Annotated in this window: 21 protein-coding genes; 8 read left to right on the top strand and 13 right to left on the bottom strand. The window is 38.0% G+C overall.

Annotation, left to right across the window (positions count from 1 at the left end):
- Positions 1 to 856: 856 nt before the first annotated feature.
- Positions 857 to 1,147: a phage lytic cycle repressor MrpR family protein gene (locus AC07YC_RS19350; protein WP_494920173.1), complete on the bottom strand. Its 291-nt coding sequence runs from the start codon at positions 1,145 to 1,147 to the stop codon at positions 857 to 859.
- Between the two features lie 273 nt (positions 1,148 to 1,420).
- Positions 1,421 to 5,137, bottom strand: a complete 3,717-nt coding sequence (locus tag AC07YC_RS19345) for an S-layer homology domain-containing protein (protein ID WP_494920171.1) — start codon at positions 5,135 to 5,137, stop codon at positions 1,421 to 1,423.
- 631 nt (positions 5,138 to 5,768) lie between these two features.
- On the opposite strand from AC07YC_RS19345, the gene AC07YC_RS19340 reads away from it, so the two are divergent.
- The 5 genes from AC07YC_RS19340 (at position 5,769) to csaB (ending at position 13,248) form a co-directional block, all read left to right on the top strand.
- On the top strand, positions 5,769 to 7,619 hold the full coding sequence (locus AC07YC_RS19340; RefSeq protein ID WP_494920170.1) for an S-layer homology domain-containing protein: 1,851 nt from the start codon (positions 5,769 to 5,771) through the stop codon (positions 7,617 to 7,619).
- A gap of 322 nt (positions 7,620 to 7,941) precedes the next feature.
- Complete coding sequence (locus tag AC07YC_RS19335) at positions 7,942 to 8,682, top strand: WecB/TagA/CpsF family glycosyltransferase (protein WP_036127576.1); 741 nt, start codon at positions 7,942 to 7,944, stop codon at positions 8,680 to 8,682.
- The gene (locus tag AC07YC_RS19330) at positions 8,679 to 10,235 is read left to right on the top strand and encodes a putative polysaccharide biosynthesis protein (RefSeq protein ID WP_336636996.1); all 1,557 of its coding nucleotides are present in this window, start codon (positions 8,679 to 8,681) and stop codon (positions 10,233 to 10,235) included. The genes AC07YC_RS19335 and AC07YC_RS19330 overlap by 4 nt, the downstream gene beginning before the upstream one ends.
- Positions 10,236 to 10,255: 20 nt before the next feature.
- A complete protein-coding gene (locus AC07YC_RS19325) occupies positions 10,256 to 12,169 on the top strand; it encodes a DUF5693 family protein (protein WP_494920169.1) in 1,914 nt (637 codons plus the stop codon).
- On the top strand, positions 12,169 to 13,248 hold the full coding sequence (gene csaB, locus AC07YC_RS19320; protein ID WP_494920168.1) for a polysaccharide pyruvyl transferase CsaB: 1,080 nt from the start codon (positions 12,169 to 12,171) through the stop codon (positions 13,246 to 13,248). The genes AC07YC_RS19325 and csaB overlap by 1 nt, the downstream gene beginning before the upstream one ends.
- A gap of 39 nt (positions 13,249 to 13,287) precedes the next feature.
- Here the strand turns inward: csaB and AC07YC_RS19315 are convergent, their stop codons facing one another.
- Positions 13,288 to 14,118, bottom strand: a complete 831-nt coding sequence (locus tag AC07YC_RS19315; protein WP_494920167.1) for a flagellin N-terminal helical domain-containing protein — start codon at positions 14,116 to 14,118, stop codon at positions 13,288 to 13,290.
- Positions 14,119 to 14,317: 199 nt separating this feature from the next.
- Entirely contained in the window at positions 14,318 to 14,794 is a 477-nt protein-coding gene (locus tag AC07YC_RS19310; RefSeq protein ID WP_249661200.1) for a transcriptional regulator, read from the bottom strand.
- A 226-nt stretch (positions 14,795 to 15,020) separates the two neighbouring features.
- Here AC07YC_RS19310 and AC07YC_RS19305 point away from each other — a divergent pair, with 226 nt between their 5' ends.
- Together AC07YC_RS19305 and AC07YC_RS19300 are read left to right on the top strand one after the other, a co-directional pair.
- The gene (locus AC07YC_RS19305; RefSeq protein ID WP_494920166.1) at positions 15,021 to 16,574 is read left to right on the top strand and encodes a hypothetical protein; all 1,554 of its coding nucleotides are present in this window, start codon (positions 15,021 to 15,023) and stop codon (positions 16,572 to 16,574) included.
- A complete protein-coding gene (locus AC07YC_RS19300) occupies positions 16,571 to 19,345 on the top strand; it encodes a DEAD/DEAH box helicase (RefSeq protein WP_494920165.1) in 2,775 nt (924 codons plus the stop codon). The genes AC07YC_RS19305 and AC07YC_RS19300 overlap by 4 nt, the downstream gene beginning before the upstream one ends.
- A gap of 249 nt (positions 19,346 to 19,594) precedes the next feature.
- Here AC07YC_RS19300 and AC07YC_RS19295 read toward each other — a convergent pair whose 3' ends face one another.
- A complete protein-coding gene (locus AC07YC_RS19295; protein WP_008181361.1) occupies positions 19,595 to 19,993 on the bottom strand; it encodes a single-stranded DNA-binding protein in 399 nt (132 codons plus the stop codon).
- 297 nt (positions 19,994 to 20,290) lie between these two features.
- Between AC07YC_RS19295 and AC07YC_RS19290 the strand changes: the two genes are divergently transcribed.
- Positions 20,291 to 20,716 carry a YwpF family protein gene (locus AC07YC_RS19290; RefSeq protein WP_494920164.1) on the top strand — a complete coding sequence of 142 codons (426 nt, stop codon included), beginning with the start codon at positions 20,291 to 20,293 and terminating at the stop codon, positions 20,714 to 20,716.
- A 181-nt stretch (positions 20,717 to 20,897) separates the two neighbouring features.
- Here the strand turns inward: AC07YC_RS19290 and AC07YC_RS19285 are convergent, their stop codons facing one another.
- The 8 genes from AC07YC_RS19285 to AC07YC_RS19250 all read right to left on the bottom strand — a co-directional run bounded on the left by AC07YC_RS19285 (position 20,898) and on the right by AC07YC_RS19250 (position 25,952).
- On the bottom strand, positions 20,898 to 21,290 hold the full coding sequence (locus AC07YC_RS19285; protein WP_336636990.1) for a hypothetical protein: 393 nt from the start codon (positions 21,288 to 21,290) through the stop codon (positions 20,898 to 20,900).
- 108 nt (positions 21,291 to 21,398) lie between these two features.
- Positions 21,399 to 21,782, bottom strand: coding sequence for a hypothetical protein (locus AC07YC_RS19280; protein WP_336636989.1), 384 nt, complete (start codon positions 21,780 to 21,782; stop codon positions 21,399 to 21,401).
- Positions 21,783 to 21,933: 151 nt separating this feature from the next.
- Positions 21,934 to 22,377, bottom strand: coding sequence for a 3-hydroxyacyl-ACP dehydratase FabZ (gene fabZ, locus AC07YC_RS19275; RefSeq protein ID WP_336636988.1), 444 nt, complete (start codon positions 22,375 to 22,377; stop codon positions 21,934 to 21,936).
- Positions 22,378 to 22,432: 55 nt separating this feature from the next.
- On the bottom strand, positions 22,433 to 22,717 hold the full coding sequence (locus AC07YC_RS19270; protein WP_012292776.1) for a DNA-directed RNA polymerase subunit beta: 285 nt from the start codon (positions 22,715 to 22,717) through the stop codon (positions 22,433 to 22,435).
- A 42-nt stretch (positions 22,718 to 22,759) separates the two neighbouring features.
- A complete protein-coding gene (locus tag AC07YC_RS19265; protein ID WP_494920163.1) occupies positions 22,760 to 23,599 on the bottom strand; it encodes a flagellar hook-basal body protein in 840 nt (279 codons plus the stop codon).
- A 31-nt stretch (positions 23,600 to 23,630) separates the two neighbouring features.
- A complete protein-coding gene (locus tag AC07YC_RS19260) occupies positions 23,631 to 24,464 on the bottom strand; it encodes a flagellar hook-basal body protein (protein ID WP_494920162.1) in 834 nt (277 codons plus the stop codon).
- Between the two features lie 21 nt (positions 24,465 to 24,485).
- A complete protein-coding gene (locus tag AC07YC_RS19255; protein ID WP_008180529.1) occupies positions 24,486 to 25,481 on the bottom strand; it encodes a rod shape-determining protein in 996 nt (331 codons plus the stop codon).
- A gap of 210 nt (positions 25,482 to 25,691) precedes the next feature.
- On the bottom strand, positions 25,692 to 25,952 hold the full coding sequence (locus AC07YC_RS19250) for a sporulation transcriptional regulator SpoIIID (RefSeq protein WP_025114760.1): 261 nt from the start codon (positions 25,950 to 25,952) through the stop codon (positions 25,692 to 25,694).
- Positions 25,953 to 26,016 lie beyond the last annotated feature (64 nt).

Genomic DNA, 26,016 nt, shown 5'->3' with positions numbered 1-26,016 from the left:
TTTTAAACATAAGGACCCTTCTTTCTGTATAATTTGGTTGTGGTGACTTAATTTTATCAGAAGTGGTCCTTATTTTTTATGAAAAAATGTAAAGCGTGTGAAATTTTACTGACGGTAAAATTTCACACGCTTTTTAATTTAGAGGAGGGTTTTGTCCCAGCCTCATTTTTTCTTTTTGTCCCAGCCTCCTGAACTCCTACTAGTTTTACCCTTCTCCTATGTTAACATACAAGTCCAAACGGCTAGCGATCCACACTACTACAAACCCGCTGCCATCTTATTAGCCTCACTGGTGCTGACACACCTCTTCTAATAAGACTTCAAACGTTCCACTACTTCCATCCCTTATTTTGATTTCCTTAGGTTTCCACTATCCAGGAATAAGAACGACCGGTTTAACAGTCAATTCATCAATCGCCACTATAGTATTTCGACTATAGGGATGTACAGTGAGCTCCTAGCTTTATTTCGCACCATACACTAGCTTACCCTGCCTACATGGATTCGTCTGCCTAACCATAGAAATCTTTTAAAGAACCCCGCCCCGTGTCGCCGGGTACGACTTCACCTGACTTCATCCCTTTTGTGTCATTCAGCACAGCACTGGATGCAGGAGGATTAGGTACTTGTAGACTGACTGTTTTACAAGAACAGGACTTTTACCTATTAATTGGAAATAACATTTAGAAAGAAAACCCCATATTTATTGCTTAATGCAAAACATGGGGTTTTCAGTTCCACTCATTTCACTGAATAACTCAGCTTATAAAGTAACGTTTCGTTTATTTTTATTTAGCAGCAACTGTAAGGTCAATTGTTACAGTTTTTTCTTTACCATATTTAGCAACTTTAAATACTACATTACCTTTAGCATCAGCTGCATCAATGCGCATTCTTCTGAAAAATGAACTTTTCGTATCTTTTTACCATTTCCTTTAACTTCAGCAGTTCGCCGGTTCATATCAACATCTTGTATAGTTAATTGAATAACTTCTGATCTACGACATACTGAAGAGAATAGAAATAACACAAGCGCTCTGTCTCGGAGGCTCAAACATTCTGCGGATATTTTAATTCGAGCATACTCCTGTTCATTAAGGAATTTGGGCAACGACTGCGGAATTTTCGGTCTCCAACGCTTCTTCATAAGCATCGTACTTAAATATTCCTCAGCAAGGCAAAAGTTAAAAAAAGACGACAGAGTAGAAATTACCTGATCTAATGATCTCTCTTTTTTACCGTAGTGGACTTTCAGCACATAGATGTTGAGCATGCAAGCACACATATATAGGATATATTTAACCTATAGAAATAAAAAAACCCTGAAGGAATTTCTCGCTTCAGGGTTTCATTAAATCTTTTCAAATTAAGAAATAGAATTAATAAATATTAAACTATCTCAGAATAAAGAACTACTAAATTAATTTTTTTCAGCAGCGCCATCAACAACAACAGGTGCGTTACCTAATAATTCAGAAGCATCTGTTTTAACTACTACTTTACTTGTAGTTCCAGTTGTTGCACTTGTAAATACTAGACCAGCACCATCAACAGCAGTTAATGTAGCTGCACCATTTAGGTTAGTAGCATTTTCTACAAATGTTTTAACTGCAGCCCAGTTAGCAAATCCTGCTGTAGTGTAGTCTGCGTTAAATGTAACCGTTTTGTCTACACCGTCAATAGTTAATACTAAAGTTTTATTAGTAGTAGAAGCATCGCCAAGTAATGTATTGAATTCTGCGATAGTAGCAAAAGTTTTAGAACCAGTTACATTACCAGAAGTAGCAGCCACATAATCAGAATTTTGCGCAACTACGTTTACGAATTTAACAGCTTTACCAGCTGCATCTACTTCAGCAACTCCAACGTTTTTACCGTTAGCAACAGTGATTTGATCACCAGTTACAACAGTAGTCCAAGCAGTTAAGTCAGCTCCAACTAATGGTGCTGGCACAGCGTTAGCATCTGTAGATACGAAATATTTGTAAGTGTTACCTGGTACACTTGGAGTTGGTAATGTAAATACTGATTTACCGTTGTTAGCTGCACCTGTAACATCATTTAAAGTAACACCAGTAACAGATGTTGTACCAGGTTTTACTAATGCAGAATCACCAGTTGATTTTGTAAGTACATTTTTAGCAGCTGATTTATCAACTACATATTTAGCAGATTCTTTTACAGTTACTTTATAATATGTTTCTACTGTACGAGAATCTGTAAGTGTAATTACAAGTTGATTTCCGTTTACAGCAACATCGTAATGACCAATAGGATTTAATTCCTTATTGTCAGATACACGAGTAATAAGGAAATCAGCATCGATTAAATCTTGGTGTGTAACAGTATCTGCATCCAATTTGATTGCTTCTGAATAATTGATAATAATTTTGTTACCATCTACCCCGTAAACACCTTTATCAGTAATTTCTGGTTTAACAGAATCTAATAAGTTAGTAGTTGTAGAATTTACAGTAATTGAAGCAGTAGCAGTACCTGTTGGTGCAGTGTTTCCAGCATTTGTTTGAAGTTTAGTGAAATCAACAATTAAATTTAAATTAGCAGCAGAAGTTCCAAGAACATCATCTTTGAATTTAAGTGTTACAGTTGAAGTACCGTCAACTTGTACGTCTTTAATTTGCTCTACATTATTAACCTTGTAAGAGAATGCTTCAGCAGAAGCAGAGTTAACACCTGCATTAAACTTAACTTTAATTGTATTTTTATCAACTAATTCAGCTTTCATACCAGCATAATCTTTGTCGATATCAGCTAAAGATAAAGTAGTTGATGTAGCTAAATCAACTAGATTATTTGCAGCAGTTGTTGGGTTTGCAAATTCTTTTAATAAGTTACCTGCCGCATCCTTTACTCCAAGTACTTGTAATTGTGATACATGTGCTTTATTTGTACCGCCACCTGTAAAGTCAATAGTTTTTCCATCAAGTGTTTCAGCAAATGTAATAACTACAGAAGTACCATTTTGCATTACTGAAATATCAGCTAAGTTAGATGATAAAGTTTGTAATTTACCGTCAATTTTAACAAGGTAATTTGAATAATCAACTAAAGTATCAACATTCATCTTCTTGTTGAATGTAAGAACTACACGACGATCTTTTGTATTAACAACTTTTGAGTCGAATTCAGGAGCGTCTTTGTCGCCTTTTACAATTTTCTCACTGTAATCAAGCATTGTGTTTTGAAGCTTAGTAGCATCTTTAATGTTTTTGATTGTAAGTTTATTTTCACCTGTAGAAAGATCTGAATATAGGTTGATAATTACAGTTTTAGAATCGTTCGGGTCTAAATTTGCAGTTTGAACTGAAACAACTTTACCGTCTTTGTTTAATACAGTATAGTTTTTCACTTCTTGAACACTTTTTGAATCAAGTGCTTTAGAGAAAGTTACTTTAATAGTGCGTGCATCTGTTACAGTTGCTTTTCTCACTTCTGGACGAGTTTGATCAATCTCAGGAGTTACAGTAACTTTTGTATCTTTTGCAATTTGGTTATCAGAGAAGTCTTTAACGCCTTCTACATGAATGTCTACTTTTCCTGTTGGAAGAGTTTTATCTTCTTTAAAGAAGAATTTGTATTTGTTATCAGCAATTGCTTCAAACTCATGAGCTTCTTTCTTAGAGTCTCCAGACTTCCAATAAACGTTAGCAGCTTTGATTGTCTCAGCATCAACGTCTTCAGAGAATGTTAAAGTAACAGATTCTAAAGTTGCAGTTGCTTCAGTTACTGTTGGAGCTTCTTTATCTTCTACAACTGTGAAGTCGTGAGTTGAAGATAATGAAACGAATCCAGCATAGTCTTTAACACCAGAAACAGTTAATTTGTGTTCCCCAACTGTAAGTACAGAGCCGAATGGAGTTAAAATCACAGAACGGTCGTTTGCACCTAAAGTAACTTTACCGAAGTATGCTTTACCATCTAATGTGAAATTAGATTGTTTTAAGTCAGTTACTGGCTCACTGAATTCAAGCTTCAATGATTTTGTTCCTAAAGATTTAACTGTTGTAACTTCTGGTAATTTGTTATCAACTGCTGTGAATTCAACGTTTTTCACATCGATTACTTTATCGCCAGCTTTTACATTTGAAATGCTAATTGCGTCAGCTTTGTTGTTTGTAAGAGTTCCTACAACTGTAACTGTAGCAGTTTTCTTGTCATCAGATAATTTTACAGATTTAACTGCTTTACCTGATTTTAAAGAATAGTTAGCTGCATCTTCAGCTGTTTCTTTATCAACAGTACCGTCGAATTCAACTACTACTTCTTTAAGGTTAGTTGCAGATACAGATTTAACTGCAGTAGCTGTAGTTACAACATAAGTAACTTTAGCTTTGTATTCAACATCCTTAATTTTGAAAGTAACTTCTGTTTCTTTGTTAGGCTCTAAAGCTTTTTCTAAAGTAACAGTTTCTTTAGTACCGTCAGATAAAGTAACGTTTAAAGTTTTAGCGTCAACTACTTCGATTTTGTCAACTTTTGGAGTAGCATCTACGTTTTCAACAGTACGTGAGAATACAACTGCGAAGTCTTGGCGAGTAATTGGAGCATTTGGGTTTAAGTTTGTTTTACCATTTGCTTCAGAACCTTTGATAACGCCGTTTGCAACTGCGATTTCTAGGTAAGATTTAGCCCATGGTTTAACAGTAGAAGCGTCAGCGAATTCGCTTAGATCGCCTTCACCCTCTAATCCGAATGCATCTACTAAAATTTTAGCAGCTTCAGAACGAGTTAATTGTTTGTTTGGTGCGAATTCAGTTGCACTTACACCTTCAAAAATTCCGTTTTCTACAGTTGCTGCGATAGCATCGTAGTACCAAGCATCTGCTTTAACGTCTTTGAAGTCTACAGCGCCTTCTGCTTCTAATTCTAAAGCATTAGTGAAGATTGTAGCAGCTTCTGCACGTGAGATAGTTTTAAGTGGGTTGAAGTTGCCGTTAGCATCCCCTTGGATTACACCAGCGTCTACTAAAGATTGTACTGCTTCTTTAGCGTAGCCAGAGATTTTGTTGAAGTCGTTTAATTGTGCAGCAGATGCTACAGGTACGATTGCTGATGCAACTAATGCAGCTGTTGCTGATGCCGCGAAGAACTTACGGCCTTTGTTTTGCTTTGCCATTAATTTATTCCTCCCTAATATTCCTAAAAATTGATATTATTCCGATGAAAACTATAGTATCACCATAATTAGTTGCCTAAATTTATGTATTATAGCTTTCTCGAATAATTCAAAACTAAAGCAAATTTTCTTAGTAAAGTTACTAGAAAAAGAGTAGTAGAATACCATTCTAGTAAGCTTATTCACTTTCTACAATAATATAACATTATCTTTTCCGAAATTCAAGCACTGGGACATAAATTTAGATATAGAAGATTTTTTTACCATGGTACTTACTAGATGGCTACTTTCTTCCAACTAATTTTACCCTCAAATGTATTGGTAACATATAGTTCCATTTCCTATTATACCTGACTCTCCATAATAACCAAGCATTTTCTGGAATGGTTACTAAATTGTCAAAAATTAAAGATTCCCGTAATATTTTAGTTATATTTGTAAAGAAACAGAAACATAGGTAGAGCTTTTTAGCGAATTCCACCTCTTTCCTTCTCTTTTTAAGAGTTTCTTCATTATTAAATGCTAGCTAAATCTATCTGTCCCTATGTTGTAATAATAGATTACCTTTTTTTGTGTTACACTTTTGGTAGTTTGATAGAACAATTATCAGCTATTGAAGGGAGCTTGAAACATGAAACGAAAATTTCCTCTTTACGGGGCAGTGCTTGCAGGAATGCTCTATCTTGCGCCTACTACCGCTTCAGCAGAAGATATTTCAAAGCACTGGGCCTATCATGAAATGAATTATCTTATTACGAACGATTTAATGAAGGGTGACGAGTTTGGCAATTACCGTCCAAACGATGCTGTTACGCGAGCTGAATTCGCAGCATTTCTAGTCAGAACGCTTAACTTGCCAGCTGCTTCTAGTCAAGCAACCTTCTCAGATGTAAAGAAAGGCGACTGGTACTACGGAGTAATCGAGCAAGCGAGCTATCATGGTCTGATTAAAGGTGACGAGCAGGGCAAATTCAACCCGAACGCCCATATTAATCGTCAGGAAATGGCGGCTATGTTAAAAAGAGCTCTCAATTATCAAAACATCCTTACATCTTCCTCCCCTATTAACTTTAGTGACAATGCTCGTATCGCCAAATGGGCCTATGCTGATGTACAAGCTGTCGTATCATCAGGGCTACTTGTAGGGAAGCCAAGTAATCAATTTGCACCGCTTGCACAAACAACTCGTGCGGAAGCAGCGACCGTTCTCTATCGTTTAATTCATTTAGAAGCACCAGAAACTGGTGGAAAGGAATATATAACGACGAATTACTCATCTGACTATTCCTCAGTGGTTAATAAACAAACTGCCAATAATCCAAAGGTTGACGGTGCTGGCATTTTTACTGCTAGCGACGCACTAGTGTCATACTATGTACACCCAAAGAGCGTTATGCAGGAAAGCCCATCTTTTTATCAATTTTTAAAATTATCCACTGTGGTCAATAATCTGAATGCCAAGGAACTAAATGACAAGGTACTTGCTAATAAAGGAAGCTTAGCAGGTATGGCTGATGCCTTTATTAAGGCGGGTGTCGATAATAATGTAAATGCTATCTATCTGGTATCACATGCTTTACATGAAACAGCTAATGGTGCCTCTGCGCTTATGAATGGCATTGAGGTAGGCTTAGATACGGGTGGAAAGTCAGTGATGGTCACTCCTGAAAATCGAGACAGTTTAACCGCTATTAAGAAAACGTATAATGCTTATGGTATTGGTGCTATTGATGCAGATGCTAATAAATTTGGTGCTGAGCGTGCTTATACAAATGGTTGGTTTACCGTGCAGGATGCGATTATCGGTGGGGCTCAATTTGTCAAGGATCAGTATATTAGTAAAGGACAAGATACGTTATATAAAATGCGCTGGAACCCTGATAATCCAACCGTCCATCAATATGCTACACATGTAATGTGGGCAGTTATTCAGGCGAAAAAGATTTATGATATTTATGAATTAGTTGGTGCACATACGACAACGAATTTAGTGTTTGATGTTCCAGCTTATCAGGGTCAGCCTACCGCTCCATCTTTACCAAGCCCTACCAAGCAATATGCTTTAGATTCCTATATAGCTGGGGCAATCGGAAAGGCAACAACTAATCTCAATATGAGAACGTATCCAAATACTGCAGATGCTGCATCCATTATGACGAATTTACCTAAAGATACATCCTTCAAAGTACTTGGAGAAAATGGTGGTTGGTTCAAAATAAGTGTCAATGGACAAGAGGGCTGGGTGTTTGATGATTATGTTCAGCTAGAAAATGGTTTACAGATTGTTAACATGAACATCACGCTCAATGTCCGAAGTGAACCGTCTACGACAGCTGCTATACTAGGTACAGTTAAACCAAACGGCTTTATTATCGGTGCAGTAGATGATAAAGGCGAATTCATAAAAAATGGTGCCTGGTATCAGGTTATCTATAATGGTAAAACCGGCTGGGTGCACGGCGATTATATTGTAAAAAAATGATTTTCTACGATCATCTAAAAAGAGTGCGACATTGTTTCGCACTCTTTTTGTTGTCTTCATGACACGAATATAAAACACTATATAATAGAAGAAACTCAAAGCCCCAGTTATAAGCAACACCTTTTTCTTCTAAAAATTAGTGCATTTTTTAGTTTGATTTTCTTGTATTGTACAATGGGATTATCGTTTTTATAACGATGAATCCCCTTTTATGCAGCCTATATCAATAGGTGAACTATTATCGAAAATTTCCTGTCAATATTGCTTTTATGGTATGATAGATTGCAGTGAAAAAGGAATTACAGAAAGGTTTGAACACTATATGAGGCATGTAACGATTATGGGCGTACCCTTTTTACATATTAGTCAGCAGGGGTTTGTAGATCTCCTCGTTAATCGGATTGAACAGCAAGAAAAAACTTTCGTTGTGACAGCCAATCCTGAAGTTGTCATGCAGGCAAATGAAAATCCTACTGTGAAGGGATATTTAAATCAGGCAACCTACATTTGTGCGGATGGCATCGGTGTGGTTAAGGCAGCTCAAATCCTTGGAGATTCACTTCCAGAGCGTGTGACAGGCTATGATACCATGGTGAAACTGTTGGAGGTTGGTCAACAAAAGCGCTTTAAAATTTATTTATTGGGCGCACAAAAGGAAACAATTGAAAAGACCATTGCCAATATTCATAAGAATTATCCAAATGTTGAAGTTGTTGGCTATCATGATGGCTTCTTTGATTGGAATAACAATCATATTGCCGACGATATCGCAGCCTTACAACCTGATTTGGTGTTTGTTGCTTTAGGAGTACCGAGACAGGAAAAATGGATTACTGAAAATCTGGACAAGTTTTCAAAGGGCGTATTTATTGGTGTAGGTGGCTCCTTCGATGTCATCGCTGGCACCGTGAAGCGTGCACCAGTCATCTGGCAAAAGTTAAATCTTGAGTGGCTTTATCGATTACTTCGCCAGCCAAGTCGATTTATAAGAATGCTTGTTCTTCCACGTTTTGCTTTAAAGGTTTTCTCATTAAAGCTTAGAGGGCAGGGCACAGCAAAATGAGTCAATCAACATTTGTCAAAAGTACACTCGTCTTAACGATTGCGACATTACTTTCTAAGGTAATCGGAAGTATTTTCCGTATCCCCCTTCAAAATATTGCTGGTGACGAAGTACTGGGTATTTTCAGTCTTGTCTATCCTGTCTATATGGTAGCTTTGTATTTATCTGTTGCGGGTATCCCTATTGCTATTTCTAAATTGATTGCGGAGGCCAACTCAAGTAAGGATACTGCCAAAATAAAGAAAATTTATGTGACCGCAAGAATCCTTGCCCTATCCTTTGGCGTCATTAGTTTTACAATCATTTACGGTTTTTCAGCACAGATAGCGAATGCACTTGGTGGACCATCAACAGAAATTGCGTTAATTATTGTGGCACTGACATTACTTGTGGCTCCTTATATGGCCGTCTATCGTGGCTTTTTCCAAGGCTTTGGTGATATGCGACCTACTGCTATCTCTCAAGTAATTGAACAGTTAGTTCGAGTTGCATTAATTCTAATTGTTGCATATTTCCTAGTTGCGATGGATTATTCAAATGACATTGTAGCTGGTGGAATTATGGCCGGTTCTGTCCTTGGGGCACTCGGTTCACTTGTTTATTTACTCTATAAATATTTCCGTTCTTCGGTAAAAGTTACGAGCAAGGAAAAATATTCTAGCAGGGATTTCTCCACATATAGTAAGACTATTTTAAAGATCTCCATTCCAATTGCAATTGGTTCTGTTACAATGGCACTTTTTAACTTTGTGGATTCATTTACAGTCACATATGGCTTGAGAAATGCAGGCGCTGACGCAAGTGAAATTAGCTTCCTTTACGGAATATATGGTCGCGGGCTGACATTAGTTCAAATTACGACTGTATTTGCGTCTTCGATTATTTTACCGCTTGTGCCACTCATTACTACTAAGATTGCCGAACGTAAAATGGATGAAACACGCAGTATTATTGAGCGAACACATCGTATGACTCATCTAATATCATGGCCGGCTGCTATTGGACTGCTAGCCTTAACCTTGCCTTTAAATCTGGCTCTTTTCAAGGACTTAGAGGGAAGCTTAATGTTAGCCATGATTAACCTTAGCTCGGTCTTTACATCTCTGACTCTTCTCGGAACTGGTATTTTACAGGGAATGAATGCTGCTAAGACAGGAGCTCTTATTATTTTAAGTGGCGTTGTTCTGAAGGTGTTTGCGAACATCTTCTTCATTCAAGCATTTGGTCTAGATGGTGCTGCCTATGCAACTTTATTGGTGTACTTTGTGTTATTTATTGTGAATACTGTCTTTATATATCGTATGATTCGCTTTACTGTTCTTGGAAAAGATACGGTGAAAATGATTGTGTCTTCGATCGTAATGGGAGCAGCCGTTGGTTTACCAACGCTTTGGCTTGATTTTACACATGGGTCTCGTATGTGGGCAATGGGCTATCTGACTATTGCCATCATCGTTGGAGGAGCTATATACTTCCTTTTACTTTGGATAATGAAAGCTATTCATAAGCAAGATTTAAAGAAAATCCCTGTTATCGGAAAAAGATTTTCATAAATAAGAGAGGTAGGACACTTATGTCGAAACAGAAATGGCTTTGGGGAATTATTGTTCTTTTACTCGTCGTTTCCTCCACAGGTATTATGATGAGGTGGAATGCGGAGCAATCGAATGATTCTTATGAAATTGTGATTCCCTTTGATGAAATACAAACTGCAGATAAAAATAGTGATTTAACAATGGATGAAATCCTTTCCTCCTTAAAGGAAGCTGGACTGACAACTGTTAGTCTAGAGCCTTTAACGTTAAAGGAAATGGAAAAACAAAATTTAATTACTGTTTATAAAGAAAATGACCTAGCAGCACAATTATTATTTACACCTTATAAAGATGCTGTTGATCGTTCAAAGAGTGGTTACTATATTCGAGTACCTGAAAATGCTGACTACCAAAAACTCATCAAAAATAGCGTAGAGCCTGAGGAAGTTCAAATAGGAGAAGAGGCTTTTTATTTCCTCCCTACTTCTAACCATAACTTTGACTTGAAAACACCAATTGGCTACGATCAACCTGCTATGGATGTCATTAGTAAGCATGGATTAGGCTATGTCTTTAAAGTGGAAAATGCCGATAATGAAGTGGCTAACGATAAATTGGTGAATCAATTACTAGCTTTAAAAGATGGTTCATCAGGTCGCTTGCTTGGTCAAGGTGATGAGGCGATTGGCTTTGGACAAGAAGACGGCCATCAATTAGTAGAAAAATTAAGTGATGCTGGCTATTACTTCTATACAATTGAAAGTAATCCATTGAAGGGCGAAAGTAAAATCGCCCAAAAGACCGATTACAAGATGATTCGCTTGCATAGTATTAACATCAACAGACAAACGAAATTAAAGTTAAATGAAAGTATTGACCGTACAACAAGAGCTGTAAAGGAGCGTAATATCCGCTCTATCTTCTACCATATTAAAACAACTGGTAATGCCAAGGAAAATGTGGAGCAAACAATTGACTACTTAAATGGAGTACATGATGCAATGCCAGATCATTTCCAACCTGGCGAGCCAAAGCTGTTTGATAAGGTAGCTGTACCAGCCTGGGTCACAGCGGCTGTATTATTAGCAGGTATTTTATTTACCTTTATCGTTTCAGAATTAGTCAAATGGATGCCTCTACGCTTTGCGGCAGCTGGATTTATGACAGTACTAGCTATTGCCTACTTTATCCTGAAAAGTACGCTATTCTTACAGGCATTTGCATTAATTATTGCCGTCCTTGCACCTACCTATGCCGTAATTAAATCGGCTCAGGGTTCTACGAAAATGTCTAAAATTCTTGTGCAATACTTGAAGGCAGTAGCGATTAGCCTTACCGGGATTGTTATTGTCATTGGCCTATTAAATGGCAATGCCTTTATGACAGGCTTTGCTACGTTCAAGGGCGTGAAGTTAGTTTATCTGATTCCAATTATGGGCGTCCTCCTGTTTACATTAATTGAGATCAACCGACTAGCTGATCAAAATATTAAAAAATCTTTATCGAATACCGTAACATTGTTAAACAAAGAATTAAAATATTGGCATGTACTTCTACTAATTGTCGTGGCGGGTATCGGTTTATTCTACATTAGCCGAACTGGTAACTCTGGCTCAGTTAGCGATTTAGAATTAGCGTTTAGACAATGGCTAGAAAATACCTTATATGTACGACCAAGAACGAAGGAATTTTTAATTGGTTTCCCATTCTTTGTTTTAGCATTATACGTAATGGGCATTAATCGCAAATGGGGTAGTATCTTACTCGTACCAGGTGTGATCGGATTCTTATCAATCGTTAATACCTTTACACATTTACACATTCCTGTAGCTGTTTCAGTATTGCGTACACTATACAGTGTGTCTCTTGGTTTTGTTATAGGACTTGTCTTTATCCTAATTTTCAAAGTAGGTTATCGTTGGGTTTCTAAGGCAATCGCGAGGTGGTCATAATGCACATTGTTTTATCTGGCTATTATGGTTTCGATAATGTCGGAGATGATGCTATTCTGCTGTCCATTATTCAAGGCTTGAAGAAATGGCAACATGATATAGAAATCACTGTATTGTCGAATAACCCTTCTGCTACAGAGCAAACGTATGGTGTGAAAGCCGTGAATCGTTGGAAAATGAAAGAAATCCACCAATTGCTTAAAACAGCTGATGGACTCATTAGTGGCGGCGGCAGTTTAATGCAGGATCAAACAGGCATGAAAACTATTCCTTACTATGCAGGCGTTATTCAAATTGCAAAATGGCTGAAAAAGCCAGTATTTGTTTACGCCCAAGGTATGGGTCCTATCAACCACACTCTTAGTAAATTTATCGTGCGTAAAACCTTTAACAAGGTCGATCAAATTACCATTAGAGATAAAGCTTCTCAAACTCTTTTAACAGAGATTGGTGTACGCAAAGAGGCTGAAATCGTGCCGGATCCTGTGATGGGACTAAACGGTGGCGACTTTCATTGTGAATGGTTAGAACATGAATCTCTAACAGCCGAAAGCTATATTTCAGTTAGTGTTCGTGACTGGCCATCTACAATAGCGTATAAAGAAAAAATTGCACATAGCCTAGACCAATTAGTGCGTCAGGGTGAGCAAATTGTTTTCTTACCCATGCATGGTGAGCATGATTTAAAAACTTCTCAGGAAGTGGCAGCACTCATGCAGGAAAAAAGCTTAATTGCTCCTTCAGATTTATCCATTGAGGAAAAAATCGCGGTTATTGGACAATCTCAATTATTAATTGGGATGCGATTACATTCCCTAATCTTTTCTGCCATTTACGCTACACCTTTTATCGCCATTTCGTATGATCCAAAAATTGATGCATTTGCTGATATTGTTGATCAGCCAGTTATTGGGCATGTCGAGAAGGATGATTGGAACGGTGTCACATTGTTCGAACGAGCTATCGCCATTCTAGAATCGTATACGACTGTTCAAGAAAATATGCGTCAGGCTGTGCTGCCATTACAGCACGAAGCTACGGCAACGGCTAAATTAGCGATTGAGACTTTTTCTAAATAAACATTAAAAATGATGAATTTCAATATTAATTGAAATTCATCATTTTTTTCCGACTTCTAATAATTTTAAAACGGACTGTGCCTGCTGCATATGCATCGCCAAAACATATTGACTGGCCTGCATTAAAATCTGAGCTTTTACCATATTCATCATCTCTTTTGCAATATCAGCGTCTCGAATCCGTGACTCTGCTGCTTGTAAATTTTCTGCGGTGTTCACATTGGCATTATAGGCATGTTCCAAACGGTTTTGATAGGCACCAAGACGAGAACGTTCATTGGATACGCGTTTTAATGCTTCATCCATAGAAGAGATAGCCTTATCTGCCTCATCCCTCGTAGCAATCGAAGCATCTTTCAAACCTAGTGCTTCTGAACCGACGCCATTGATCAACAGCTCAATGCTCTGCCCTGCATTGGCACCTGCCTGTATTTTAATCCCATTTGTTTCATAATCACCATTCAGTAATGTTTTTGTATTAAATTCAGTATCGGTTGATATACGTTGAATTTCCTTCTTTAGCTCTTGGAACTCAAAATCCAGTTGTTTCCGATCCTCATCCGTTAATGTATCATTGGCTGCCTCCAATGCCAGCTCTCGCATACGCTGAATCATCGCATGTGTCTCATTCAATGCACCCTCTGCTGTCTGCACTAATGAAATGCCATCCTGTATATTCTTTGCCCCCATATTCAATCCGCGAATTTGAGCACGCATTTTTTCAGAAATGGCAAGACCCGCTGGATCATCTGCTGCACTATTAATTCGGTAACCTGTAGAAATTCGTAGCATTGCTTTACTCATAGCACCGTAATGTCGATTCATATTATTCAAAATCGACATCCCCGTAGCCGACCAATTACCTAGCATTTACTCACCACCTTCTGCCACTTATATCGGTCTATCCTCCATCTTTTTAATATTTAGTTCGGGAATAGTTTCCAATATATAAGGATTTATTAACTATTTGGAGAAAAATTATTCCTTCTCCTAAACTTTTGACCTATCCCGGATAATAAAAGCACCCCTTTTTCTAGTAAGAAAAGTGGGTGCTTAATGGGCATACCATCTATTCAATTTTGAAACCTCCAAGTTGATGGTTCTTTTGCTGTAATAGATTAAAAAAGAGTGATTTATTGTTCTCTAATAATGCTTGATCGATTAAGTTATCTAGATTTTTATTTTCAATCTCTGCAATAAGTTGATCAATTTCGCCTACAGTCACAGTAGAAACAAGCGGAAGTTGTTGCTTCGGTGTTGCGCTTTCGAGTATAGGTGCCAGATGATCATGGACGTTCGTAATAAGGAGTAGCTGATAAAGTGGTAATCGAATAAATCGATTGCCCTTTTGGAAAACAAATACCTCAGATAAATTTTCAATTTGCTGTGTCTTCATGTTGATAATCATCTCTTTACCTTCTATGGGAATGAAATGGAAAATCTCATTCTCTTTTAAAATAGAGAAATATTGATAAGCAAATACGAGACGTAATTTGTCTCCAGTAATTTTTGTATAAAACGGCTTCATGTATTGAACTTGCATCATCCTTCATCCCTCCCTATTATCTGATTATTCAGATTTTAACACAAATCAAAAGTCTTGTTAACTACCTTCGAATCAATTTCTTTCTTTCTGATCATTCAGCTTATCATTGCCGCATTTTAATCGTATAATGGAAGGACAGTCTTTTTTCCTTTACTACAATTAATCCATATTAAACATAGCCATATATGAAGAAAGGAGTGAGGTGATGGCATTGTCAATATCGCAATTGGCTAAAGAACATCAAGAATTCGTGTTAACTAAATTAAAAGAAGCTGAACATGATTTACATCCTTCCTCTACGGAAGATGAAGAACTAGTCCGTCGTGCTGTCTTTTCGGTTAGAAATAAGTCCATTATTTTTGACCGTTTTAATGGAGCCAGTTCTATATTATATGCAACTGTCCAGGATGTCAGACCCGCTTCTGTTGAAATTGATTTCGCCAAGGAAGAGCTACGCTGTAGCTGTCCTCAGCAAAAATGGTGTCGACATCAGGTAGGTACTTTACTTGCTCTCTACCAGTACTTTGATTCAGTTCAAAATTGGTCGAGTGCTTGGCGTGCTCAAAAATCTGTCCAGTTAAAATCATTAGCTGATGAACGTAGCCCACAAAGTTGGTCCATGATGGTTGAGGAAGTAATGAAACGATTATTGCCACCAGGTCGCGTTTTAGAAGGCTATGGCCTTTCCGCTATAAGGACTGATGCCTTGGAGCGTCTTCGTCGACATATGCCCTTTGAGCGTGAATGGCAACCTCTTTATAAACTGTATATGGAGTTAGCTATTTTCAATACGATTTGGCGGCATTTAAATGAAACACCTGGTCATTCATTGGATTCACCTTATATGAAATACTTTATTGATCAAAGCAGTCAATCGTTTGAGAGCATACTTACAGAGCTGACTAATCGGTCTCGACTTTTCGCGACTGATCCGTTTTATGATGCTCTCCAAGAGGAAGTACGGACGTTTTTATTAGAACGACATGGACTATTTCCAAATCGACTTCGCCTGTACATGCTACTTTGGGCGGTTCTTTTTTATGAAAAGCCTCGACGTGAGCAGGAATTAGATTATATAAATAATCTTGAAAACCCTTCAGCAGAAATATCCTTAGAATCATTAAGGTTATTATTTTATGTACTCTTACAAAAAGAGGACTTACTGCTTGAAAGCTTGACACATATTAAATTGCAACATATACAGGATCTATTTGAACTCGCTACATTTGCTCAACGTGCTGGCGAATTACATGCGATGGCTATTATTTTACGAGCAATACTGCCAATGACAGAAGCCTTTTTACAGGAAGTCGTACCAGTTGTACAACGCGCTCAGTATGTTCGTCAATTTCAGCTTTTATTTGATGAAATACAGCTTACCGAGGAAGAGGAAGCCATTCTATACAGCGCCTTTGGAGTCTACGGCCTTCAACCATTCTCTTCGTTCTTAATTAAAAAAGGACGTTATCGAGATTGGGCAGCTCTTCATCAATTAAATCCTTCTTCACTATCTTATTTAGAGATGTGTGGATTAAAGGATGTGTTACAAGTTGAACCCGCTACGGTTTTACCTCTATATCATGTATATGCCATGGCGGAAATTGCCCAAAAATCACGCATGAATTATAAACAGGCAGTGCGCATTTGGAAAAGTATGCGTAGTGCCGCAAAACGCGCTGGTAAAATGGCTTATTTTGAAACGTATATACAAACAATTCGTTCAGAATATAAGCGACTCCGTGCGTTACAGGAAGAAATCGAGAAAGGAAACTTAGTATGATGACAATAAATGCCAATGCTCCTTCCCCTTTTTCTAAAACTCAACAGCTTCGTATTGATGTAGCTCGGGAAGGATATTTTACGTTGCGGGGCTTTACTGCAAATGGTACAACAATCGACGTAGAAACATTCAAATCTTCATTGTTCTTTACGTATGAGGCAAATATCTACGGCTTACTAACCAATCAGGCTGATTTAACAATCGAGGTGTCCACTGCTGAGCTTCTTGATATTTTTTCATTAAGTTATCAACATCCCTTTATCAGCTGGGTTGGTGTAAATGAAGATAGTAAAGAATGGCTCGGTAAAGTATTGGCGTTACAAGATTATTGGCAGGAGCCCTCTCTTTGGTCACATGCTGTCATTGCAGAGGATTTTTCTTCACTATCCTTTCCTATAGAGGATATAGATTCTGCATTATTAGAAATGGCAGTGCAGCAAAAACTTTCACAAGTTGGCCTAATACTTTCTGATTTACCAAAGCTATTGCCCTTTTTCTTGCGAGGTGGCTGGCCATTAGATCAAACCCGCCAAGTTGGTGCGATCACAGTCTCTTTACGATTAAGTGAACCAGAAGAAGATTCAGATGTTTGGCTATTAGAAACGGTCCTTAGTACCCCTACTACAAAAAATTACTGGACACCTGCCATTCGTAAGCAGTCCTTACTTATCGAAGATGCTCTACCTACAAAATGGCGAATGTTTGCAACTGAAATTGAGCAGCAACAACAACAAATAGTCGATCTACTATCTAAAGATGCGATCAGTAGCGAAACCTTTATTCGTGTGACACTTGAGGACATGGAGGTACGATCTTTTTTACGTGAGGATCTTGCCAGATTACAGGCACTTGGCTTTGATGTGGTACTTCCTGCATGGCTGAAGGATTTAAAACAATCCAAATTCCGTGTCCGTGTCACAACTAGCAATGCATCCACAAAAAAAGTCGCTGGATTAGATGATATTTTAACGTTCAAGTGGCAATTTTCAATGAATGGACAGACCATTTCACCAGAGCAATTTAAAAAGTTAGTGGAAGAAAAGCGTGAATTTATTCGAATAGGAACAGAATGGTTCCGTGTCGATGCTAACTGGATGCAAGAAATGCGTGCTCTCATGCAGCAGGCAGAAAATGAGAGCTGGACTGTACGAGAATTATTATTCAGAGAATTGCCCGAAGATTTAACTGCGCCTCTTGAAGAAGAGGATGCTGACGATGCGCTTCGGGATGACCCTATCTTTGCATTGGAGATACAACAATCGTTAAAGGCTTATATGGAACAGCTCTTAGATAAAAAGGGTTTACCTGCTGTGCCAATTCCAGAATCATTACAAACAGAATTACGTCCTTATCAAATTGAAGGCTTTGAATGGCTAGTCTTTATGCGTCAGCAAGGTTTCGGTGCGTGCCTAGCCGATGATATGGGTCTTGGTAAAACGGTACAGATGATCTCCTATTTACTTCATATATATGAAGCAGTAGCTGATTATACAAAACCATCCATTATTATTTGCCCAACCTCAGTGCTTGGTAACTGGCAGAAGGAGCTTGCTCGATTCGCTCCTTCACTAATTGTCCATACTCATTACCAAGCTAACCGTGCAAAAGATGATGCTTTCAAAAAAATGATATCGATTGATCAGCCACATGTCATTTTATCAACCTATGGTACTGTGTCACAGGATACTGAATTTTTACAGGATATTGACTGGGCAACTGTTGTATTAGATGAAGCTCAAAATATTAAAAACATGCAGACCTTACAATCAAAAGCCATTCGTAAATTACTGGGCGATCATCACATTGCACTGACTGGCACGCCTGTAGAAAATCGTTTATCTGAGCTTTGGGCTATCTTTGATTTTATTCATAAAGGATATTTAGGTAGCTTTGGTCGCTTTAATGAAGAATTTATATTGCCCATTGAACGAGATGAATCTGAATCCCATAAACAAAAGCTACGCATGAAAATTCAACCGTTCTTATTACGTAGGACTAAACGTGATCCGCATTTGCAGCTGAACTTGCCAGATAAGCTAGAATCAAATGAGTATTGCCCATTAACAGCCGAGCAAGCTTCTCTTTATGAAGGCTATATTTTAGAGACGCTTGATCAGCTAGAAGAGTTAACAGGCTTTCAAAAAAAGGGACGCGTCTTAAAAATGCTCAGTAAATTAAAGCAACTATGTAATCATCCTGCCCTATATTTAAAGGAACCTTTCGAGGATGCCGAAACAATGCTTACACGTTCGGCAAAGCTAGAGCGCATTGTGCAAATGGCGGCTGAAATTGTGGACAATGGTGAGCAATGTCTGATTTTTACACAGTATATCGGAATGGGACAATTGCTACAGCATTGTTTAAGTGAATTATACAATGTAGATGCACCTTTTTTAACCGGTGCCATGCCTAAGCAGCAACGAGACCGCTTAGTAGAGGCGTTTCAGGCAGGAGATTTCCCAATATTTATTCTCTCCTTAAAAGCAGGTGGAACAGGACTTAATTTAACAGCTGCTAATCATGTCTTACATGCAGATCGCTGGTGGAATCCTGCTGTCGAAAATCAAGCAACCGACCGTGCTTATCGCATTGGTCAAACACAATTTGTGCAAGTCCATAAATTTGTAACACTTGGCACAATTGAAGAAAAGATAGATAAAATGCTAGCGCAAAAATCAGCACTATCAGAAGAACTTATTCAATCAAGCCAGTGGTTGACTGAATTAGAGGATCAAGAACTTCGTGACCTCATTTCATTAGATATATATTAATGACAAGCGCCAAGGGTAAAAGTTCTTGGCGCTTTTTCAGTGGAACCATGTTTACTTCTCTTCTCTTCCCTACTTACTTCATAAACATATTCAGTTGTGTGAAAAATTTCATTGCTGTGCGGTCTACAGCAACTTTTCAGTCAGTAAAAGTTAGTCCACATCATTCCTTTCTTTTACAACGGTGCAAGAAGATTAAGGAGAATGGCGGATCAGACAATAATTTTTTCCTGCGCCGTATGTAGCAGCATGCTATGGTAATACAAAGTCTTTTAAGTCTTCCTGTTCATTCGGAGGAGGTGGCGTCACAATAGAAGCTTCGTCACTATCCCTTTGTTTAAGCTGATAAAATCGAACATCTTCGACCACTACCTCTGTCATAAAAATTTTAGTGTTTTCTTCATTTACAAATGACCTTGTTTGAATACGGCCGTTTGCACCAATTAATGAGCCTTTCCCGCAATACTTGACAATATGTTCTGCAAGCCTTCCCCAAACTGTACAGAATATGAAATCTGTGTCTACTTCCCCATGACTGTTTTTGAAATTGCGATTAATGGCAAGTGAAAAATGAGTCTGCACACGATTTCCAGATAAGTAGCGTAATACCGGATCTTTCGTAAACCTTCCGACCAGTCCGACTTGATTCATTCATTCACCTCCTTTGTTTTGGATTGCTCTCATCTTACAAAACCATTCCAATATTAGCAAAATCAGAAAGTGATAATTTGCATCAATTTTTCAGCATAAAATAGGTAAATTACCTGTTTTATTTTTCTTTTATTTCTTATTTTTTCACCAGAATGCTTTAGGCTGTAATGGCAAATGCTATTTCATGAAATCAGCAATTTCGCATTTATTGAAATTAACCAGCAGATGCGTATGCCCAACAACCGTAGCTGTATGTGTTATACTAAAAGAATGACAGACTTAGGAGGAATATACATAATGAAAACATTTAAAATGCTTTCCTTTGACCTTGTCACAAAAGATGGTGTGCAACCATTCCCTTTAGTCGATGGCATTATTATTAATCAGGAAAATAGCCATCAGTCTTGGGTGCTCGAATTGTTTATGGAAAAACAATATCGTTCAACCTTTGATGAGCTCTTAGCGAAGGCTACTATTTTTAATGTACGTGCTGTTATTTCATTTCCCGATAATGAACCCGCTCCTTTCCAGGTAATCGTACATACTGTTCAAGAAATTGGTGACCATGTATCCGTACTTTTAAAAGGTACACTCAAGATAAAACGTTCTAAATATGCTGAACAATTGCTTTCTGAACTATTAGCTGAAGGCGTTTCTTTAGAACATTTACTGGAACGCTTTACAAAAGATATGAAACAGCGCCCAAAATTAAAGAATGACTGACGATGCAATTTATTGCATCGTATTTTTTTTATAAGAAATGTTTGCACAATTGTCGATGAGCGCTTGTAAGCACAAGTCTTTAGTGAACAAGATGACGTAAAATATTATATTTCTATAGTTACTTCGCTTCCCTGACTCATAAAAAAAGAGTGTTTTCCATGTAGGAAACACTCTTTTGATATTATCGGTTGTTCATACCGTCACGATACTTCTCAGTGTCGTTGGCTTTTTCATCCACCATGTTGTCATTACGCTCAACACCGTTTACACCATTCGCATTTGGTACGTTGTCATAGCCATTTGTGCTGTTAATATCAGCATTTGACCCAGGCGTTGTTGCTTCAGGTAATGTTGTATTTTCATTTACAGTACCTCGTTCAACACCATTTGCATTTCGATCGTATGCATCGTCTCGATTATTCGGATCCAATGCATCCTCGACACGATCCACACCATTACGAACGTCAGTCTCTGCATCTCTCACAGGATGATCTTCAACTGCATTATTTCCCCAGTTACATCCTCCAAGGAATACAGTAGCAAGAATAATGGTTAAAAATGACATTTTCCACATAACAAAAAACCTCCTTTCTTGGTACTATGTCATCAAATACATCATGTGTATTTGTGATCTAACATAGATTGCCCGAGAAAGGAGGGAACTATCCGATTTTTGTTCAAACTATTTTTGTTTTTCTTTTAATAACTGTTCAATATATGCTGCTTCTGCTTTACAGTCATAGCTATAGTCTGTGCCTAGCTCTTTTTGCAATGCATCGATTGTTTCAACTTGCTGTGCTGTTGGTTCTTCATTTAAAATTTTGGCAATGACCTCATCAATTTTTTGTGCCATCTCTTCATGAAACTCTGCACTCATCAATATATCGGCTGGAATTTTTTCGATCCATGCTGCATTCTCTTGGAAATAAGTCTGCCAGCTTGCAATGAAGTCTTCCATAGAAAAGCGCTCTTCATCCCAACCAATACTTGCTAAGTATGTTTCAAAAGATGTTGAAATAGAACGAGTAATGCTAATTTTAATACCTGAAGACAATTCCTTATACATCTTAATAATCCTCCTACGTTTGTAAAACCTAAAAATTACATCTATTTCAATTCACAATCGCTTAATCGCCATCGCAATTTAAGAACCTACTAGTCTCAATTTTTTTGACTTGACTTTATCTATTTTATATCTTGTGGTCTTTAAATGCAAATTATGCTTGCTTTGGCTGCTCAGGTCCAATTGCAAATAGAATATCGGCTTCACATACAAGTTCTCCATCTACAGTTGCTATTCCATGTCCTTTACCCATCGAACCACGAAGTTTTACAAACTCTACTTCTAATTTAAGTTGGTCACCAGGTACTACTTGACGTTTGAAACGACAGTTATCAACACCCGTTAAAAATGCCAAACGTCCTTTAAATTCATCTGCATTTAAAAGAGCTACTCCACCTACTTGTGCTAATGCCTCTACAATTAGCACACCTGGCATTACTGGATATCCTGGGAAGTGCCCATTAAAGAAATCCTCATTCATCGATACATTCTTTAAGCCTACTGCACGTTTTCCTTCTTCTAATTCAATAATGCGATCTACAAATAAAAATGGATAGCGGTGTGGTAAAATTGCTTGAATTTGCTCTGCTGTTAACATGTCATATCCCCCTCAAAATAAAGTATGTATACACAAAGTAAGGTAAAGAATAAAATTATTCTTTACCATGCATAATATCAAATATATGTTGCCATGTTTCTTTTTTAAAAATATCCATAGCATTTCCTTCTCCAATAACACTAAAGCCAACCATTGCGCCTAATGTTGCGGCAGCAACAACTAAGATGAGAACAATTACAATGCGTAACCAAATCGGAATCAGTCGGATTTGCACCCATCGAACCTCGCGTTGCTCTCCATTTGAGCGGCGTTCTTTCTTTTCTGGTTGCGTATCGGTTTCTTGTGTCGGCACAGAACGTCGACGTGAATCGTTTGTCATAAATTGTACTCCTCTTCATTCCTTGCTTTTTAGGATGACTTCCTATCGAATACCATTAATAAGACCGAGCATTTGGTCTGCTAATGTAACCGTTCTTGCATTGAATTGATAGGAACGCTGTGTTTGAATTAGTTCTGTCATTTCCTTCGAAAGGTTAACGTTGGACATTTCTAAAGTACCACCTTGCATGCCAATTTGCTGACGATTAGCACCTACTAGCTCTGTTAAAACCTCAGCTTGTGTAAAGCCAAGCTCAGCAAGGTCGTCTGGTAATCCAACATAAGAACCTGAAACATGTTCCATTAGTTGCGGTTTTTGGAATTCAGTAACCGCTAAATCCGTACGAATGATATCGCCATTTGGATAAGATGCTTCTAGTATACCACCATCTCGTACTGAAAATCCTTGCACATTATCTGGTAATGTAATAGCTTGTCCAGCAGCATTTGCCACCGGGTATCCCTCAGCCGTTACGAGCATAACTGTTCCATTATTTAGCGGCGATAAATAAAAGTCACCTTGTCGAGTATACACTGTTTCGGTACCATTTTCACCATTTGGCATTAAAATATTGAAATATTGTTTTGCAGTTGTAAAGGCTAAGTCCAAATCTCGATTAGTCGTTTGCAATGAACCTTGCTTTTGATTGGATTTAATTTGGCCAAGCATTGCGCCTGATCCATAGCGAATACCAACAGGTGTTTGGCGCTCAGCACGATCCTGTTTGTCATTATTAAACTGTTGATAGAGTAACTCATTGAAAGATGCTTCCTTCGCTTTAAAGCCTGTCGTATTACTATTGGCGATGTTATTACTTATCGTATCCAGTTTATTTTGTAATTGGCCCATTGTATTAGTTGCTGTAATCATTGTACGTAGCATTTATAAAAAGCCTCCTGTTCTGTTTCGTCCATTAAATTTTACCGATTTCATTAACAGCTTTTTCCATGCTGCGATCATAAGCTTGTAATACTTTTTGATTGGCTTCAAATGCTCGGTACGCTGTCATTAAATCTGTCATGGCACGACCAGAATCTACGTTTGACCCCTCTAAGAAGTTTTGACGTAGTGTAAAGGAAACACCATTCGCTCCATAGGCTGATGGCAGGTTTACGCCATTTTCTGTCCGAATAAGACCGTTATCTTGTTTCTGTAGCATATTCGGATTGGCAGCATATGATACGCCTACTCGCGCTACTTGCTGATTATTAACGTAAATGGCGCCACTCTCATCGAGGCGAAAATCATCATTAGGTAACTGGATTCGTTGACCAGCATCATTTAACACGTAAAGACCTTGCCCATTTACTAAATAGCCTTGGCCATCCAAAGTAAAATTACCATTACGTGTATAGGCTTCTCCACCATCTGGATGTGCGAGTCTGAAGAATATTGAGCCAGATACACCCTCTTCATTTTGTGGTAAGTTTCCATCAATCAATGCCATATCTGTTGTAAAATCCGTGCTATAGATTTGGCCCTGTATGTAATTTGGTAATGTTTCTTGTAAATATGTCCCCGTATTTAAAGCGCCTACTTGATTCATATATTCGGCACCAGCTTGTTTATTGGCAGGCGCATTTGTTTTTCCGATGCTAGACATCAGCATATCTGGAAATGAACGAATCGTTGATTGGTCTGCCTTAAATCCCGGTGTATTCGCATTAGCTAAATTGTTGGATAGTAATTCCGTTCTTCTTTGTTGCGTGATCATACCGGTTGCAACTGTATAAAAACCTTTAAACAAAGAGATCACCTCATTTTAATTTTATAAGGACGCTGGTACACGATCTATATTTTCGAGCATAATGCCTGTACCAATAGCTACACAATCCATTGGTCTTTCAGCAATGAAGACAGGTACCTTTAATTCTTCAATTAATAGTTGGTCCATACCATGTAAAAGTGCTCCGCCACCAGTAATAATAACGCCGCGGTCGATGATATCAGCCGATAGCTCCGGTGGTGTTTTTTCTAAAACATTTTTTGCAGATTGAACGATCATTGCTACAGATTCGTGTAATGCACGTTCGATTTCTTCAGAATGAATAGAAATTGTACGTGGTAAACCTGTTACCATGTCACGACCTCGGATATCCATTGTATCATTACGACTACCTTTGAAAACTGTTCCGATTGTCATTTTGATGGCTTCTGCTGTGCGTTCACCAATTAGCAATTTATATTCTTTTTTAATATATTGTAAAATATCGTTATCAAACACATCTCCTGCCACTTTAATGGATTCACTTGTGACAATATCACCCATTGAAAGAACAGCAATATCAGTTGTTCCACCGCCGATATCAACTACCATATTCCCGCTTGGTTGGAAGATATCCATGCCTGCACCAATCGCTGCTACTTTTGGCTCTTCCTCTAAATATACTTTTTTACCGCCTGATTTCTCTGCCGCTTCACGAATTGCCTTTTGCTCAACACTTGTAATATTCGTTGGACAACAAATTAAAATACGTGGCTTTGCTAAAAATCCTTTGACATTTAATTTATTGATGAAATGTCTTAACATCGCTTCAGTCACATCAAAATCTGCAATGACTCCATCTCTAAGTGGGCGAATTGCTGTAATATTACCTGGCGTTCTCCCTACCATTTGGCGAGCTTCTTCCCCTACCGCTAATACTTTATTTGTCTTTTTATCAATTGCCACTACAGATGGTTCATTTAGAACAATCCCCTTACCTTTAACGTGGATTAATACGTTCGCAGTACCTAAGTCAATGCCGATATCTTTCGAAAACATTTTATAATTTCTCCTTCCCGCCAGTTCCAACTACATAACGTTCATTTTATCTCTTTATCTAGAATATTTTATCATATTCTATTGGTAATTTCACCCTGAATTTAATGATAAAGACTGTTTTCTTTTCACGTTCTGGACGGCAATAATATAGTATTACTTTACCTTAAACAAACTTATTTTATGCCTGTTCACACAACAAAAAAGAACGAATCAATCTTGACTCGCTCTTTCTTTCCACTTGTTTTTCGTTGCTTCTCCTCCGCGAATATGACGTACGGCCTTATGGTAGGCGAGTATTTCTTTCACTTGGTCAGCTAATCCTTCATGAATTGTTGGTAATCGCTCTGTTAAATCTTTGTGCACCGTACTTTTTGAATAACCAGTCATTTTCGCGAGGACTCGCACAGTCTCACGCGTCTCAATCAGTAATTCACCGAGGCGTATGCAGCGCTTCCGAATGTGCTCATGCACGTTCTTCGTCCTTTCCACACAATTTCACAAAATGCTTTGGCAATCAGATGCACATTTGCGCATT

The organism is Lysinibacillus sp. GW247-5R2A (assembly GCF_059424475.1).
This window is presented reverse-complemented; position numbering and strand designations above follow the sequence as displayed.

Bases quoted from the DNA above. Each gene is read 5' to 3' on its own strand.
- AC07YC_RS19350 (WP_494920173.1), bottom strand. From the start codon at position 1,147: ATGAAGAAGCGTTGGAGACCGAAAATTCCGCAGTCGTTGCCCAAATTC.
- AC07YC_RS19345 (WP_494920171.1), bottom strand. From the start codon at position 5,137: ATGGCAAAGCAAAACAAAGGCCGTAAGTTCTTCGCGGCATCAGCAACA.
- AC07YC_RS19340 (WP_494920170.1), top strand. From the start codon at position 5,769: ATGAAACGAAAATTTCCTCTTTACGGGGCAGTGCTTGCAGGAATGCTC.
- AC07YC_RS19335 (WP_036127576.1), top strand. From the start codon at position 7,942: ATGAGGCATGTAACGATTATGGGCGTACCCTTTTTACATATTAGTCAG.
- AC07YC_RS19330 (WP_336636996.1), top strand. From the start codon at position 8,679: ATGAGTCAATCAACATTTGTCAAAAGTACACTCGTCTTAACGATTGCG.
- AC07YC_RS19325 (WP_494920169.1), top strand. From the start codon at position 10,256: ATGTCGAAACAGAAATGGCTTTGGGGAATTATTGTTCTTTTACTCGTC.
- csaB (WP_494920168.1), top strand. From the start codon at position 12,169: ATGCACATTGTTTTATCTGGCTATTATGGTTTCGATAATGTCGGAGAT.
- AC07YC_RS19315 (WP_494920167.1), bottom strand. From the start codon at position 14,118: ATGCTAGGTAATTGGTCGGCTACGGGGATGTCGATTTTGAATAATATG.
- AC07YC_RS19310 (WP_249661200.1), bottom strand. From the start codon at position 14,794: ATGATGCAAGTTCAATACATGAAGCCGTTTTATACAAAAATTACTGGA.
- AC07YC_RS19300 (WP_494920165.1), top strand. From the start codon at position 16,571: ATGATGACAATAAATGCCAATGCTCCTTCCCCTTTTTCTAAAACTCAA.
- AC07YC_RS19295 (WP_008181361.1), bottom strand. From the start codon at position 19,993: ATGAATCAAGTCGGACTGGTCGGAAGGTTTACGAAAGATCCGGTATTA.
- AC07YC_RS19290 (WP_494920164.1), top strand. From the start codon at position 20,291: ATGAAAACATTTAAAATGCTTTCCTTTGACCTTGTCACAAAAGATGGT.
- AC07YC_RS19285 (WP_336636990.1), bottom strand. From the start codon at position 21,290: ATGTGGAAAATGTCATTTTTAACCATTATTCTTGCTACTGTATTCCTT.
- AC07YC_RS19280 (WP_336636989.1), bottom strand. From the start codon at position 21,782: ATGTATAAGGAATTGTCTTCAGGTATTAAAATTAGCATTACTCGTTCT.
- fabZ (WP_336636988.1), bottom strand. From the start codon at position 22,377: ATGTTAACAGCAGAGCAAATTCAAGCAATTTTACCACACCGCTATCCA.
- AC07YC_RS19270 (WP_012292776.1), bottom strand. From the start codon at position 22,717: ATGACAAACGATTCACGTCGACGTTCTGTGCCGACACAAGAAACCGAT.
- AC07YC_RS19265 (WP_494920163.1), bottom strand. From the start codon at position 23,599: ATGCTACGTACAATGATTACAGCAACTAATACAATGGGCCAATTACAA.
- AC07YC_RS19255 (WP_008180529.1), bottom strand. From the start codon at position 25,481: ATGTTTTCGAAAGATATCGGCATTGACTTAGGTACTGCGAACGTATTA.